Source organism: Streptomyces antioxidans, assembly GCF_000968685.2.
Lineage (GTDB): Bacteria > Actinomycetota > Actinomycetes > Streptomycetales > Streptomycetaceae > Streptomyces > Streptomyces antioxidans.
In genome coordinates this window covers 18,052-31,500 of sequence record NZ_LAKD02000047.1, presented here as the reverse complement: position 1 = coordinate 31,500, position 13,449 = coordinate 18,052, and the positions used below count along the sequence as shown (strand labels likewise).

Below are 13,449 nucleotides of genomic sequence, written 5' to 3'. Positions count from 1 at the left end.
GACCCCACCGCCCCTCCGGCGGAATGGTTGATGCGGGAGTCGTGACGCGGGAATGGTGATGCGGAAGGTAGTGCGGAAATTGGGGCGGCTCGTCACATGGGCGGCTCCGCCACATCGCCCCGGCTGATCACGCCCAGCGCACGCCCCGCCTCGACCACCGGGAGCCGTCCGACCGCATGCCGCCGCATCAGCGCGGCCGCCTCGGCCACCTCCTCGTCGGGCCCGATCGTCACCGGGTCCGGGGTGCATACGGCGTTACAGGTGACGGCGAGGGGGTCGACGCCCTCGGCGACCGCGCGGAGGGTGATGTCGCGGTCGGTGAGCACGCCCAGCACCTCTCCGCCGCTGGCGACCAGCACATCGCCGATGTCCTGCGCGCGCATCAGCTGAGCGGCCTCCACCAGCGAGGCGTCCGGGCGCACCCAGATCGCGGGCCGGGTCATGACCTCGCGCACGGGGCGCGTCGGGTCGTGAGGTGGGCCATGGGGCATGTCTCGAGGTGGGTCATGGGGCATCTGTCCACCTCCCCCTTCGTGGGTGATGTGCTGCCCGCAGTACCCACGCGGGGCGGGAGGTATGCGCGACGGATGCGCGCGCACCGTCCGCGATCCCCCGCGTGAGGTGTCGGGCGCGGTCGGTCCCGGCTATGTGCTCGGGCGCAGCCCCAGCGCCGAGACCACCTCCTGCACCGTGTGGAACGTCCGGTCCGTGGGCAGTTCCTCGGCCAGCGCGATCAGCCCGTCCGGTGAGTGCCGGTCCTCCAGGACGCGCAGCAGCTCCGCACGGTCCGCCGGGAACGACGTACGTCCCAGCCGGCGGGCGAGCTCGAACCGCACCGCCTCGGCCTCTCCGGCCGTCCCCCGCGCCGGGACCGGCCCCCGGGCGACGTCCGGGTCGTCGTCGGCGGACGGCTCCGGGTCGTGCCACTCCTCGGCACGGGTCGGGTGCCCGGAGCGGATCAGCCCCTGGAGCTCGTGCTTCATCTCGTCGTCCTTGTGGACGCTCAGCCGGTCGCTGCCTCGCTGCATGTCGGTCCCCTTCCTCAGCGGGTCCGGGTGTCTCCCGGGTCGGTCGTCTCCCGGGAGGGGTCAATTGGCTCCGGGGCGGGCGGTCACATCCGCCCCGGGATGTTCACTCCGTGTCGCCCTCGTACGGCCAGCGCAGCAGTGCGCCGAGGCCGCCCACCGGAACGTCGTCGCCGTTCGGCTCGGCCCCGGCAGGTGCCACGGTCAGCGCTTCGGCGCCGGTGACCACGGCCGAGCGGATCAGCGCGTCGTCGGCGCGGGCCGGGGACGGCCGGGTGTCGCCCAGGTAATGGACGTCGGTACGGCGCAGGGCCAGCTGGTCGGGTTCGTGTCGAAGTAGACGCTGGCCCAGGGGCCCGGGCGGTCGTAAAGCGGTTGGAGATCTCCGAGTCGCATGTACTCCCTCCAGATTGCGCGTCCCCCACGCGTACCCATGACGACGGCATCGACACGAGTGCGGTACGAGGTCGTCAGGGCGACGGCGGCCGGGGTGCGAAACCGGCGTTTGGGGGCGCGGGGGAGGGGGACCCGGCCTGCGGCCGAGCGGCCCGCAGGGAGTGCGGAACGGCGCCGGACGCGGGACATCAGGGGCCGGGTCCGGCGCCGTGCCCTGCGGAAGCGCCCTGCGGAAGTGCCCGCCTACCCGTGGTCCGCCCTCGTCGGCGAGGACTGTTAACGGGGGTGCGGTACGGGTACCCGGCGGCGCATGACTGATAAATCGGACTATCCGAAGGCGGGCATGCCCTCGGCCGGGGACCTGGCGGAGCCGGTCGCACGGGCCGTCCGCGAAGAAGTCCGCCGGGAGCTGCGCGAGCAGTCGGGGCGGCGTGCGGTCCGCCTCTACGGGGGCGCGGCGGCGGTCGCGCTCTACGCGGGGGGTGCGCTCACGGCGTGCCTGGTGCTGCTGTTCGCACTGGCGCTTCCGGGATGGGCGGCGGCGCTGGTCGTTTTCGCGCTGTTGGTGGTGGCGGCGGGGTTGCTGAAGAACGCGGCGGGGCAGGGGGCGGGGCGACGCCCCGAAGCGCCTTCGGGGCGTCCGGGGCCCGCTGCCCCTCCCGGTTCCGGTCCCGCCGGTGGTCCGACGGGGCCCGCCGCGCCTCCGGCGCCCCCGGAAACGCCGACGCCTCCGACGCCTCCGGGAACACCTGGAACTCCAGGAACTCCAGGAACACCGGGGTCCGGAGCGCCCCCTCAGCCCCCTCGTCCTCCTCACCCGGGGTGATCGCCCATGGCGGAGAATCCGCTGCTGACCAGGCACCGCGAGGCGCTGGACCTCTTCACCGAACGGGTGCACGCGATCCGGCCCGATCAGTGGGACGACCCCACGCCCTGCACCGAGTGGACGGTGCGCAACCTGGTGAACCATCTCGCCGTCGAGCAGATGTGGGTGCCGCCGCTGGTCCGGGAAGGGGCGAGCGTCGGCGACCGGAGCGATGCGCTGGAAGGCGATCTGCTCGGTGACGACCCCGTCGCCACGTGGGACGTGGTGGCGAACGCGGCGCGGGACGCGTTCCGCGAGCCGGGTGCGCTCGACCGGACGGTCGGCCTCTCGTACGGGGAGAGCCCCGCGACGCATTACTGCGCGCAGATGACGGCTGACGCGGCGGTGCACGCGTGGGATCTGGCCCGGGCCATCGGGGCGGATGAGCGCATTCCCAAGCCGCTGGTGGACTTTTCGGTGCGGGAGGTCGCGCCGTACGTGGCGGATCTGGAGGAGAGCGGGTTGTTCGCGGCGCCGGTCGAACCCCCGGCGGGGGCTGACGCGCAGGCCCGGCTGCTGGCGCTGCTGGGCCGTGAGCCGTAGGCGCGTGCGGTGCCGCCGGACCCGCCGCGGCCGCGCGGGCCAGCGGTCAGGGGCGGCGTTCCGCGCGCTCGGGCCACGCGGCGACGCCACCGGTGACGCCGCCGCCGAGCAGCACGAGGCCGACCGTCCACGCGATCCAGTGATGCGACGCCAGATCGAGGACTCCCTGGTCCAGGGCACCGGCGGCCTGGGCCCGATACGGGTCGGCCCGGTCGTAGACGACGGTGGTCGGCACCCGGCCCGCGCCGTCCCGGTGGCCCTGCGGCACATAGAGCGAGCCGTCGATGGTCTTCTCCCGGGCGCTGACGGGCACACCGGACCGATCGGTGAAGTCCAGCCGCACCGAGGAGGTGGTGCAGTCGATCTCCTGCCGCGCCTCGGTGCAACTGGTGGTCAGGGTCGCCCGCGCCCGCACCCGCTGCCCGTGGTCCCGCAGTGCGCTCAACTCCCGCTCACCGCTGCTGAGTTCTGATATCTGTGCTGTCAGGACCAGGGCGCCGATCAGCGTCACCGCGGCTGCGGCCACCGTGGTCCGCCACCGGCGCAGCAGGCTCTCCATCGGATGTACTCCTCCGCCCGTCGCTCCGACCGGCACCGTAGCCGACGGCCGGACGGGGCCCGGGAGGGAATCGGCCCACGGCCGCGAACCGGTGTTCTAGTAGGCTCGCGGCGCTGAGTCGTCGTACGGGGGATTGACTTTTATGCACGCGCCACACCAAGGGGGCCGTCCGGGGCGTACCGGGCCCTACCGCGTGGTCACGGGTCTGGACGACGGTGCGTCCGGCATGCCCGTTCCGGAGGGCCGTTACATCGCCCGCAGCGCCGATGGCGGCCGTACGGTCCTCATCAGCGTTCCCACGGAGGGCGCCGACCCGCTGCGCTTCATGGCCGAGGCCGACTCCTCCCGGTATCTCCTCGGCCCGTGGTCGTCCCCGGCCACCGAACTCGCCGGGCCGGACGAGGCCCCGTGGCACGCGCGCCCCTATCTGCCCGCGCTCCCGCTGCCCACCGCTCTGCTGGTGCACGGCGGACCCCTCCCGGAGCGCACCGTACGGGCCATCGGCGCGGCCCTCGTGGAGACCCTCTCCATCGGGCACGGGCAGGGCCTGGCACACGCGGGGGTCTCACCCGCCGCGGTGCTGCTCGCGGCCGACGGCCCCCGCCTCGGCTGTTTCGGTGCGGTACGGGTCGCGGCCCCGGACGGAGTGCCCCGCTCGGGCCTGCCGGGACTCGAATCGGGCAGCCTGCCACCGGAGCAGGCGGCGGGCGGGAGACCGGACCCCATGGGCGACATCTATGCGCTCGGCGCGACCCTCGCCTATGCCGCGACCGGCCACACCGTCCCCGAAAGCCATCAATTCCCCGCCGCCCTGCGCGCCGTTCTGCGCCGCTGTGTCTCACGGGACCCCGCGGCCCGGCCGCGGCCGGCCGAACTGCTGGACGTGTTCAGCGCCGTGGGCGCGCCGGTGACCGGGCCCGCCTCCTCCCCTGCCCCCGCCCCCCACCCGGCGACCGAGGTGGACCAGCGGCCCGCGAGCCGCGCCGAGGCGGTGCTGGGCCCCGGCTGGCTGCCCGGCCGCGTGATCGCTGCCATCGCCCACCAGTCGGCCCGCGTCCTCGCCGCGGAGCCCTCAGCCCGCCAGCCCGTGACCACGCACCGCCAGGACTGACCCCATGCTGTTTCCCCTCACCCACGACGACCCGTACGAACTCGGCTCGTACCGGCTGACCGCCCGGCTGGGCAGCGGCGGCATGGGCACCGTGTATCTGGGCCGCTCTCCGGGCGGCCGCGGCATCGCCCTGAAGACGATGCACGCCCGCATCGCCGCGGACCCCCAACTCCGCAGCCGGTTCCGCCTGGAGACCGACGCGGCCCGGGTCATCGGCGGCCGGTACGGCGCGGAGGTCGTGGCGGCCGACCCCTTCGCCGAAACCCCGTGGCTGGCCACCGAGTATGTGCTCGGCCCGCCACTGGACGAGGCGGTCGACCGCTCCGGCCCACTGCCCGAGACCTCGGTGCGCGCGCTGGGCGCGGCCCTGTGCGGCGCGCTCGGCCAACTGCATCTCTCGGAAGTGGTGCACCGGGACCTCAAACCGTCCAACATCATCGTCACCGCGTACGGACCGAAGGTCATCGACTTCGGCATCGCCCGCGCCATCGGCGACGACCGCCTCACCCGCACGGGCGCCGCCGTCGGCACACCGGCGTTCATGTCGCCGGAGCAGGCGACGGACCAGGAACACACCCCGGCGGGAGACGTCTTCGCACTGGCGGCGGTCCTGGTGTTCGCCGCCACCGGCCGCGGCCCCTTCGGCGACGGCAGGCCCGCGGACCTGCTCTACCGGGTCCGCTTCACCGAGCCCGACCTCTCGGCCGTTCCGGCCGCCCTCGCCCCGGTGCTGGCCCACGCCCTGGCCAAGGACCCGTCGCAGCGGCCGACCACCGCGGCCCTGGGCGCCCAACTCCACGACGGCAGCGGTGAGTTCGCGGACCATCTGCCGGACCTGGTGCTGGATGAGATCGGCCGCCGGGCCACCGAGGTCTGGCAGTTCACACCCGCGAGGCTCCCGGCTCCGGCCCAGGAGCCGCCACCGCCTCCGGCGGCACCGCCGGAGCCGACCGGTCTGTCCCGCCGCCGTCTCCTGATCGTGGGGGGCGGCTCGGTGGCCGGCCTGGCCGCCGCCGGAGTGGGCTCCTGGGCCCTCAGCAAGGGGGACGACCCGGCGGCGCCCTTCAGGAAGCCGACCCCCGGTCCCAGCGTCAGACCGCTGCCGAAGAAGAAGCTCGACTCGCTGTGGCAGAAGCAGGTGGCCGGGCCGCCGGACGATCTCATCCCCGCGGCCCCGATCGCCGCCCGCGACCTGGCGATGCTGGTGGCGGGCACTGGTCTGGCGGCCTTCAACGCGACCAGCGGAGGGGTCGCGTGGGTGTCCGACAAGGGGGAACGCACCTGGCAGCTCGCCCCGGACGGCGACGAGCTCTATCAGCTCCTGGAGCCGAAAGGGGCCGAGGGACACAAGGGCGACCCCTGGCCCCTGCAGCTCGCGAGTGTCGACCTCACCAGCGGAAGAGCCCACAAGCCCCTGGCCGAGTTCTCCGATCTCAACGGTGTCATGTACGAGAACCAGCTGCTGTGCGTCAGCGACGGCGTTCTGTACGTGGTGGCGGGGAAGGGGGAGTACTCCATGGACGGCTTTCTCCCGAGCCAGTCCTGGTCCGTGTTCGCGATCGACGCCGACACGGGGAAGAGGCGGTGGTCCAAGCCGCTGCCGTCGCGTCCGGACGGCAGCGACCGGCTCCACTTCCTGTCCGCCACCGTCGTCGGCAACCGTCTGGTCGCCTTGCAGGAGACGAACGGGGGAAAGGTGCGGGTCATCGCGCGCGACACCCGTACCGGCGACGTGATCTGGGACAAGCCACTGGCCGTCGCCAAGCCGGACTCGGTGCGCCTACCGCTGACAGTGGACCGGGACCACGTCTATCTGGGCTGCGGGCAGCTCCGGGCGCTGAGGCTGAGCGACGGCGGACAGGCGTGGAGCTCCGGCTCGGCCCGCCCCGGGCGGACGTACGGGCCGCCGTCCGTCAAGGACGGCGTCCTGTACGCGGTGGAGAAGGGCACGGGCCTGGTCGCGGCGGACGCCCGCAGCGGCAAGCCGAAGTGGGTGGAGAGGGGCGGCAACGGGGTGGACGCGGCCGTCACCGACCGCCCGGTCGTCGGCAGCGACCATGTGTACCGCAAGGGCGCCGGGACCCTCGCGGCCATCGACCTCTCCAGCCGCACCCCCGCCCGGCTCTACAAGACCTCCGGGGACCGCTTCATCGCACAGGAGCGGAGCAATGTGGTCATCGCCCTGGGCGGCCACTTCTTCGCCGCGTTCCCCCTCCAGTGACCCCTGAAGAAAGCCGTCATCCATGAAGACCCTCGGCACCGGCGACCCGCTCCGCCTCGGGCCGTACCGCCTGATCGGTGTGCTCGGTGAAGGCGGCATGGGCAAGGTGTACGTCGGACAGGACAACACCGGTACGGTCTCCGCGGTCAAGGTGCTCCGTCCCGAGCTCGCACACGACACCCACCTCGCCCAGCGCTTCGTGCGCGAGGCACGGGCGGCACAGGCCGTCACGAGCGACGGGGTCGCGTCCGTCCTCGGTGCCCAGACCGAGGGCGGACGCCCCTGGATCGCCACCGAGTTCCTGGCCGGGCCCACCCTCGACCAGGCCGTCGACACCTACGGGCCGTTCGATGGACCGGCCGTGCGCGCCCTCGCCTCGTCGATCGCGCGCACCCTGGAGGACATCCACGCCGCCGGTCTCATCCACCGGGACCTCAAGCCGCCGAACATCGTCCTCACCTCGCGCGGGCCGCGCGTCATCGACTTCGGCATCGCCCGCCCCGAGCACGGCCTCACCCTCACCACCACGGGTCAGATCCCGGTCACCCCGGGGTACGGGGCCCCGGAGCAGGTGCTGGGCCGACGGGTCGCGCCGCCCGCCGACGTGTTCTCGCTCGGCGCGGTCCTGGTGTACGCGGCCACCGGCCGGCCCGCGTACGAAGGCACCCATGTGGCCGCCGTGCAGTACAAGGTCGTGCACGAGGAGCCCTCCCTGGACGGCCTGTCGGACGAACTGCGCTCGCTCATCGGCCCCTGCCTGGCCAAGGACCCCGCGGGACGGCCCACTCCGGCCCAGATCGTCGCGGCCTTCGGGACGCCACGGGGCTCCGAGCGGATCTGGCGGCGCGGCCGGGTGGCCGAGGAGATCAAGGAGCGCGAGACCAGCGTTGACCGCCTGACCACGCTGACCGCGGGCGGCGCACCGCGCCCCGTGGCCCGCCGCCGCGTGCTCACCGGCATCGCGGCGGGCGGCGGCGTGGCGCTCGCCACGGGCGGTGGCGCGGTCGCCTGGTGGCTGCGCTCGCGCGATGACGGGGGCGAGGGGTCGGCGAAGAGCAACCTCTTCACCTTCCCCGCCGCGGTCAAGACCCCCTCGGCGCACGTGCTCTCCGCCGACGACGGCGATTACCTCTCCGGCAAGCCGCCCAAGGCGCTGTGGGGGCCGATCGACGTGCTCGCCGACGACTCCCCGGCGATGCTGCCGGTGCGGGACGTCATCGTCTTCGGCCACAAGGACGGCGGCATCGCGGCGTACAACGTCGTGGATGGCAAGCGCCGTTGGAGGTCGCCCCGGGTCCGCGCGGCCGGCCGCTATCTCTCGCTCTCGGACCGCCTGATCGCGGCCGTCGACGCCGGAGGAACGCTGCGTACCTTCGTGGCGTCCACCGGAGAGGCCAAGTGGACCGCCGACGCCGACGCCGCTTCGCTGCTGGCCTCGGACGACGAGGCGGTGTACCTCGTGACCAAGGACGGCCGGCTGCGCGGCGTCGGCCGCTCCGACGCGAGGATCCGCTGGACGGCACGGGTCCCCGCGGACCTCCGCGGCAAGATCCGGCCGCCCGGCGTCACCGGCCGGGACCGGCTGGTCCTGGCCACGTCCGGCGGCGACGTACTCGTGGTGGACACGGCCAACGGCCGCCGGGTGTGGGACCTGCCGGGGCAGTCAGAGGACCAGATCCGGCCGGCCGTGCACGGCGGGACGGTGTACCTCAACGGAAAGTCACTGACGGCCCGCCGGATCTCCGACGGGAAGGAACTGTGGACCAAGGAGGAGAAGGACGCCTGGCACCACCCCGAGACCTGGGGCCCGCCGACGGCCTACCCGGACGCCGTCTACGCCACCCACGGGACGACGCCCAGGCGGCTGAACCCCGATGACGGCGGCGAGGTCTGGGACGGGCACGCGGAGGGCGACAATCACGCCCCGGTGCTCGTACAGGGCACCGGGGTGTGGTCGATCGACGGCACCGGCTTCAGCGAGGTGAATACGGTGGACGTGTCCGACGGCAGGGTCGGCTGGTCCTACGAGATCCCCGACTCGGAGCGCCGCTGGATCGTGGCGGACGGCAACCGGGTGTTCATCATGAACGACTCCTCGCTGTACGCGCTGCCGGTGTTCTCCGACCGCTGACCGTGACCGGCGGCCCCGGCTCAGCAGCGGGCCCGGGGCCGGTTCCAGTGGCGGTGGGTGGCTATGGCTTCGCTGAAGGCCCGGGTGAACTCCTCGCTGGCCGTGCCCGTCGTGGTGTCCGTGACGACGCCGCGGTCGGTGCACACGTGGCCGTGGCCGGAGGCGATGTGGAGGCCTTCGGGGTCCAGGGTGGAGAGGATGCCGACACCGGAGCCCAGGGCGCCGATGGGCTTGCCGTGGCGGTAGGCGTCGCGGACGAAGCGCATCGCCTCGTCGTCCGAGGCCAGACCGGGGGTGCCGGTGGGGCCGCCGGGGAGGAGGACGGCGTCGTAGAGGACGGAGGCGACCGTGGGGAGGGCGCGGTCCACCGCGTAGCCGTTGCCGTCGGCGCCGAGCACCTTGCCGTCGTGCGGGGCGAGGGCCTCGACGACGGCGCCCTGGGCGGTCAGCGCCTCCTGGGCCTGGGCGAGCTGGCCGGTGTCCACGCCGTCCATGACCAGGACCGCGATCTGGCGGGTGCGGATCGAGCCGTCGCCCTGGAGGTTCTCCAGGCTCAGGGCGGGCGAGGCCTGGGGTTTGTGGTTGTTGGCGCCGGGCTCGGGCAGTGCGACGCCGATGCCCTGGGCCACCTGCGTGGCCAGGTCGTAGTCGACCTGGGCCAGTTGCTCGACCGTGCGCTCCCGTACGTGCACCGCCTCGACCTTGCCCAGCTCGAAGCGGAAGGCGTCCACGATATGGCGCCTCTCCCAGTCGCTCATGCTGTTCCAGAACAGCGCGGCCTGGCTGTAGAAGTCCTTGAAGGACTCGCTCCGCTTGCGGATCTTATGGCCCTCGACCCGCTCCGCGTAGTGGGAGAAGGCATAGCCGTCCGCCCCCGCCAGGGCCGGGCAGCCGCCGCCGAGTGAGTTGGGGGAGTAGTTCGTCCCCGTGTGGAGCGTGCTCTGGTGGTAGCCGTCCCGCTGGTTGGTGCGGGCCGGGGCGACCGGCTGGTTGACCGGGAGCTGCGCGAAGTTGGGCCCGCCCAGCCGGATCAGCTGGGTGTCCAGGTAGGAGAAGTTCCGGGCCTGGAGCAGCGGGTCGTTGGTGAAGTCGATCCCGGGGACCACATTGGCGGTGTGGAAGGCCACCTGCTCGGTCTCCGCGAAGAAGTTGTCCGGGTTGCGGTCCAGGACCATATGGCCGATCGGCCGCACCGGCACCTGCTCCTCCGGAATGATCTTCGTGGCGTCGAGCAGATCGACATCGAAGTTGAACTCGTCCTCCTCCGGGATCAGCTGCACCCCCAGCTCGTACTCGGGGTACTGACCCGCCTCGATCGCCTCCCACAGATCGCGCCGGTTGAAGTCCGGGTCGCGGCCGGCGCACTCCTGCGCCTCGTCCCACACCAGTGAGTGGACGCCCAGCTTCGGCTTCCAGTGGAACTTCACAAAGGTGCCGCGGCCCTGGGCGTCCACGAAGCGGAACGTGTGCACCCCGAAGCCCTGCATCATCCGGTAGCTGCGCGGAATCGCCCGGTCCGACATCAGCCACATCATCATGTGCATGGTCTCGGGCTGGAGCGAGACGAAGTCCCACAGGGTGTCATGGGCGGAGGCGCCGGTCGGGATCTCGTTCTGCGGCTCCGGCTTGAGCGCGTGCACGAAGTCGGGGAACTTGATTCCGTCCTGGATGAAGAAGACCGGCATGTTGTTGCCGACCAGGTCGTAGTTGCCCTCCGAGGTGTAGAACTTCGTCGCGAAGCCCCGCACGTCCCGCACCGTGTCCGCCGAGCCCCGGGGGCCCTGCACGGTGGAGAACCGCACGAAGACCGGGGTGCGCACGGACGGATCCTGGAGGAAGGCGGCGCGGGTGAACTCCGCGCAGGACTCGTACGGCTCGAAATAGCCGTACGCGCCCGCGCCCCGCGCGTGCACCACCCGCTCCGGGATGCGCTCGTGGTCGAAGTGGGTGATCTTCTCGCGGAAGTGGAAGTCCTCCATCAGGGTCGGGCCGCGCTCACCCACGGTGAGGGAGTCATCGGTGTGGTCCACGGCCACGCCCTGGTCGGTGGTCAGCGGCCCTTCGGCGGGGTCGGGCGCGCGGTACATCTCGCGCTGCCGCTCCTTGCGGTCCTCCGTCATCGTGCCGATCCCTTCGTCGTCTTCGCGAACTCCTCCAGGAACGCCTCGCGGAACGCCTTGAGATCATCCGGCCTGCGGCTGGTGATCAGGGCGTTGGGGCCGTCGGTGCAGACCTTGACCTGCTCGTCCACCCATGTCCCGCCGGCGTTGGTGATGTCGGTGTGCAGACTCGGCCAGGAGGTCAGGGTGCGGCCGCGTACGACGTCGGCCTCCACCAGCGTCCAGGGGGCGTGGCAGATCGCGGCCACCGGCTTGCCCGCGTCGAAGAAGCCCCGGGCGAAGGCGACGGCCGCCTTGTCCAGGCGCAGGAAGTCGGGGTTGGCCACCCCGCCGGGCAGCACCAGGGCGTCGTACTCCTCGACCGTGGCGTCCTTCACGACCTGGTCGACCTCGAAGGTGTCCGCCTTGTCGAGGTGGTCGAACGCCTGGATGCGGCCGGGCTTGGTGGACACCAGACGGGGGGTGCCGCCGGCGTCCCGGACCGCCTGCCAGGGGTCGGTCAGCTCGACCTGCTCCACGCCTTCCGGGGCGACGAGAAAGGCGACCTTCATTGCTGCTCACGTCCTTCCGGTCTCTTCAGGTCCGGGAATCGCGCTCGTCCGGTGCGGCGGGTAGCCAGCGCGGACGGGATCAAAACGGGAACACCGGATGCATCAGTCGTCGTCCGATGTCTTCTTCCGGTGCGGCAGGAACTCCTGCACCTTCGCCTTCAGGCCCTGGCGGACCATGCCCGCCCGGTCCGGGTCGCCCTTGATGATCGACTCGGCCGTGGCCTCCATCTGCTCCCGGGTGGCGTGCGGCGGGATCGGGGGGACGTCCGGATCGGTGAGGAACTCCACGACCGCCGGGCCGTCCGCGCCCAGCGCCTCCCGCCACGCCCGCTCGACCTGCTCGGGCTTCTCCACCCGGATGCCGGTCATGCCGAGCGATTCGGCGAACCGCGCGTAGGAGACATCGGGGATCGCCTGCGAGGGCACGAACTGCGGCGCCCCGCCCATCGCCCGCATCTCCCAGGTGACCTGGTTGAGGTCCTGGTTGTTCCAGATGGCGATCACCAGCCGGGGGTCCTCCCACAACTGGCGGTACTTGGCCACGGTGATCAGCTCGGCCAGGCCGTTCATCTGCATCGCACCGTCCCCGACCAGCGCCACCGCGGGCCGGTCCGGACGGGCGAACTTGGCGCCGATCGCGTACGGCACCCCGCAGCCCATCGTGGCCAGCGTGCCCGACAGCGAGCCGCGCATCTCGCCGCGCATCCGCAGATGGCGGGCGTACCAGTTGGCGACGGAGCCGGAGTCGCAGGTGACGATGGTGTCGGAGGGCAGCAGCGGGTCCAGGCAGTGGGCCACGTACTCGGGGTTGACCGGGTCGGCGGACACCTCGGCCCGGGAGTCCATCACCTCGCGCCAGCGCCGTACACCCTCGATGATCTCCTCCTGCCAGTCGCGCGCCTCCTTGCGCTCCAGCAGCGGCAGCAGCCGCAGCAGGGTCTCGCGCGCGTCGCCGACCAGGTTGACCTCGTACGGATAGCGCATCCCGATCATGTGCGGATCGAGATCGATCTGGACCCCGCGCGCCTTGCCGAACTCCGGCAGGAACTGGCTGTACGGAAAGCTGGAGCCGATGGTCAGCAGGGTGTCGCAGTCCCGCATCAGCTCATACGAGGGCCGGGTCCCCAGCAGCCCGGTGGACCCGGTGACATAGGGCAGTTCATCGCTGAGCACATCCAGGCCGAGCAGCGCCTTGGCCACCCCGGCGCCGAGGGTTTCGGCGGCCCGCTGCACCTCCTTGCGCGCACCGGCCGCGCCCTGGCCGACCAGGACCGCCACCCGCTCGCCCGCGTTCAGCACCTCCGCGGCCCGCTCCACCGCGCTCTTGGAGGGCACCGCGGACCAGCCGCTGCGGTCCAGGCTGGACGGCACCATCTTGAACTCGTGGGTGGGCGCGGAGTAGTCGAGGTCCTGCACGTCCGCCGGGATGATCACGGCGGTGGGGGCGCGGCGGGCGTAGGCCGTGCGGATGGCCCGGTCCAGGACGTTGGGCAGCTGCTCGGGGACGGTGACCGTCTCCAGGAAGTCGGAGGCCACGTCCTTGAAGAGGCTGTGCAGATCCACCTCCTGCTGGTACGAGCCGCCCATCGCGCTGCGGTGGGTCTGGCCGACCAGCGCCACCACCGGGACGTGGTCCATCTTGGCGTCGTACAGCCCGTTCAGCAGGTGGATCGCGCCCGGTCCCGAGGTGGCCGCGCAGACGCCGAGGCGTCCGCTGAACTTGGCGTAGCCCACGGCCTGGAACGCGGCCATCTCCTCGTGCCGGGCCTGGATGAACCGGGGCTCGTTGTCGGCCCGCCCCCATGCGGCGAGCAGACCGTTGATCCCGTCTCCCGGGTAGCCGAACACATGCTCGACACCCCACTCCGAGAGTCGGGCGAGGATGTAGTCGGCCACTTTCATGGTCATGGTGGGTCATCGCTCCTCT

At 72.2% G+C, this 13,449-nt stretch carries 12 protein-coding genes; 5 read left to right on the top strand and 7 right to left on the bottom strand.

Features of this window, described 5'->3' with window-relative positions; translation table 11 throughout:
- Positions 1 to 92: 92 nt before the first annotated feature.
- From VT50_RS18940 to VT50_RS41410, 3 genes are all read right to left on the bottom strand, one after another.
- On the bottom strand, positions 93 to 491 hold the full coding sequence (locus VT50_RS18940; protein ID WP_046089212.1) for a CBS domain-containing protein: 399 nt from the start codon (positions 489 to 491) through the stop codon (positions 93 to 95).
- 153 nt (positions 492 to 644) lie between these two features.
- The gene (locus VT50_RS18935) at positions 645 to 1,028 is read right to left on the bottom strand and encodes a DUF2795 domain-containing protein (RefSeq protein ID WP_046089213.1); all 384 of its coding nucleotides are present in this window, start codon (positions 1,026 to 1,028) and stop codon (positions 645 to 647) included.
- Positions 1,029 to 1,131: 103 nt separating this feature from the next.
- Positions 1,132 to 1,254 carry a hypothetical protein gene (locus VT50_RS41410; protein ID WP_420822204.1) on the bottom strand — a complete coding sequence of 41 codons (123 nt, stop codon included), beginning with the start codon at positions 1,252 to 1,254 and terminating at the stop codon, positions 1,132 to 1,134.
- A gap of 477 nt (positions 1,255 to 1,731) precedes the next feature.
- Here VT50_RS41410 and VT50_RS18925 point away from each other — a divergent pair, with 477 nt between their 5' ends.
- Together VT50_RS18925 and VT50_RS18920 are read left to right on the top strand one after the other, a co-directional pair.
- Positions 1,732 to 2,247: a phage holin family protein gene (locus VT50_RS18925; protein ID WP_206269431.1), complete on the top strand. Its 516-nt coding sequence runs from the start codon at positions 1,732 to 1,734 to the stop codon at positions 2,245 to 2,247.
- 6 nt (positions 2,248 to 2,253) lie between these two features.
- Positions 2,254 to 2,829 carry a TIGR03086 family metal-binding protein gene (locus VT50_RS18920; RefSeq protein ID WP_046089214.1) on the top strand — a complete coding sequence of 192 codons (576 nt, stop codon included), beginning with the start codon at positions 2,254 to 2,256 and terminating at the stop codon, positions 2,827 to 2,829.
- 46 nt (positions 2,830 to 2,875) lie between these two features.
- On the opposite strand, the gene VT50_RS18915 is transcribed toward VT50_RS18920, so the two are convergent.
- Entirely contained in the window at positions 2,876 to 3,388 is a 513-nt protein-coding gene (locus VT50_RS18915) for a DUF3592 domain-containing protein (RefSeq protein ID WP_046089215.1), read from the bottom strand.
- Between the two features lie 142 nt (positions 3,389 to 3,530).
- Between VT50_RS18915 and VT50_RS18910 the strand changes: the two genes are divergently transcribed.
- The 3 genes from VT50_RS18910 to VT50_RS18900 are packed head-to-tail and all read left to right on the top strand — an operon-like array spanning position 3,531 to position 8,851.
- Positions 3,531 to 4,499, top strand: a complete 969-nt coding sequence (locus tag VT50_RS18910) for a serine/threonine protein kinase (protein ID WP_046089216.1) — start codon at positions 3,531 to 3,533, stop codon at positions 4,497 to 4,499.
- Between the two features lie 4 nt (positions 4,500 to 4,503).
- Positions 4,504 to 6,720 (top strand): serine/threonine-protein kinase, encoded by a 2,217-nt coding sequence (locus VT50_RS18905; protein ID WP_075200496.1) that lies wholly within the window; start codon positions 4,504 to 4,506, stop codon positions 6,718 to 6,720.
- A gap of 22 nt (positions 6,721 to 6,742) precedes the next feature.
- Positions 6,743 to 8,851 (top strand): protein kinase domain-containing protein, encoded by a 2,109-nt coding sequence (locus tag VT50_RS18900; RefSeq protein WP_046089217.1) that lies wholly within the window; start codon positions 6,743 to 6,745, stop codon positions 8,849 to 8,851.
- A 20-nt stretch (positions 8,852 to 8,871) separates the two neighbouring features.
- Here the strand turns inward: VT50_RS18900 and VT50_RS18895 are convergent, their stop codons facing one another.
- From VT50_RS18895 to VT50_RS18885, 3 genes are all read right to left on the bottom strand, one after another.
- Positions 8,872 to 10,971: a catalase gene (locus tag VT50_RS18895; RefSeq protein WP_046089218.1), complete on the bottom strand. Its 2,100-nt coding sequence runs from the start codon at positions 10,969 to 10,971 to the stop codon at positions 8,872 to 8,874.
- Positions 10,968 to 11,522, bottom strand: a complete 555-nt coding sequence (locus VT50_RS18890) for a type 1 glutamine amidotransferase domain-containing protein (protein ID WP_046089219.1) — start codon at positions 11,520 to 11,522, stop codon at positions 10,968 to 10,970. Before VT50_RS18890 ends, VT50_RS18895 begins: the two co-directional genes overlap by 4 nt.
- A gap of 102 nt (positions 11,523 to 11,624) precedes the next feature.
- Entirely contained in the window at positions 11,625 to 13,430 is a 1,806-nt protein-coding gene (locus VT50_RS18885) for a thiamine pyrophosphate-requiring protein (protein ID WP_046089220.1), read from the bottom strand.
- Positions 13,431 to 13,449: the final 19 nt, after the last annotated feature.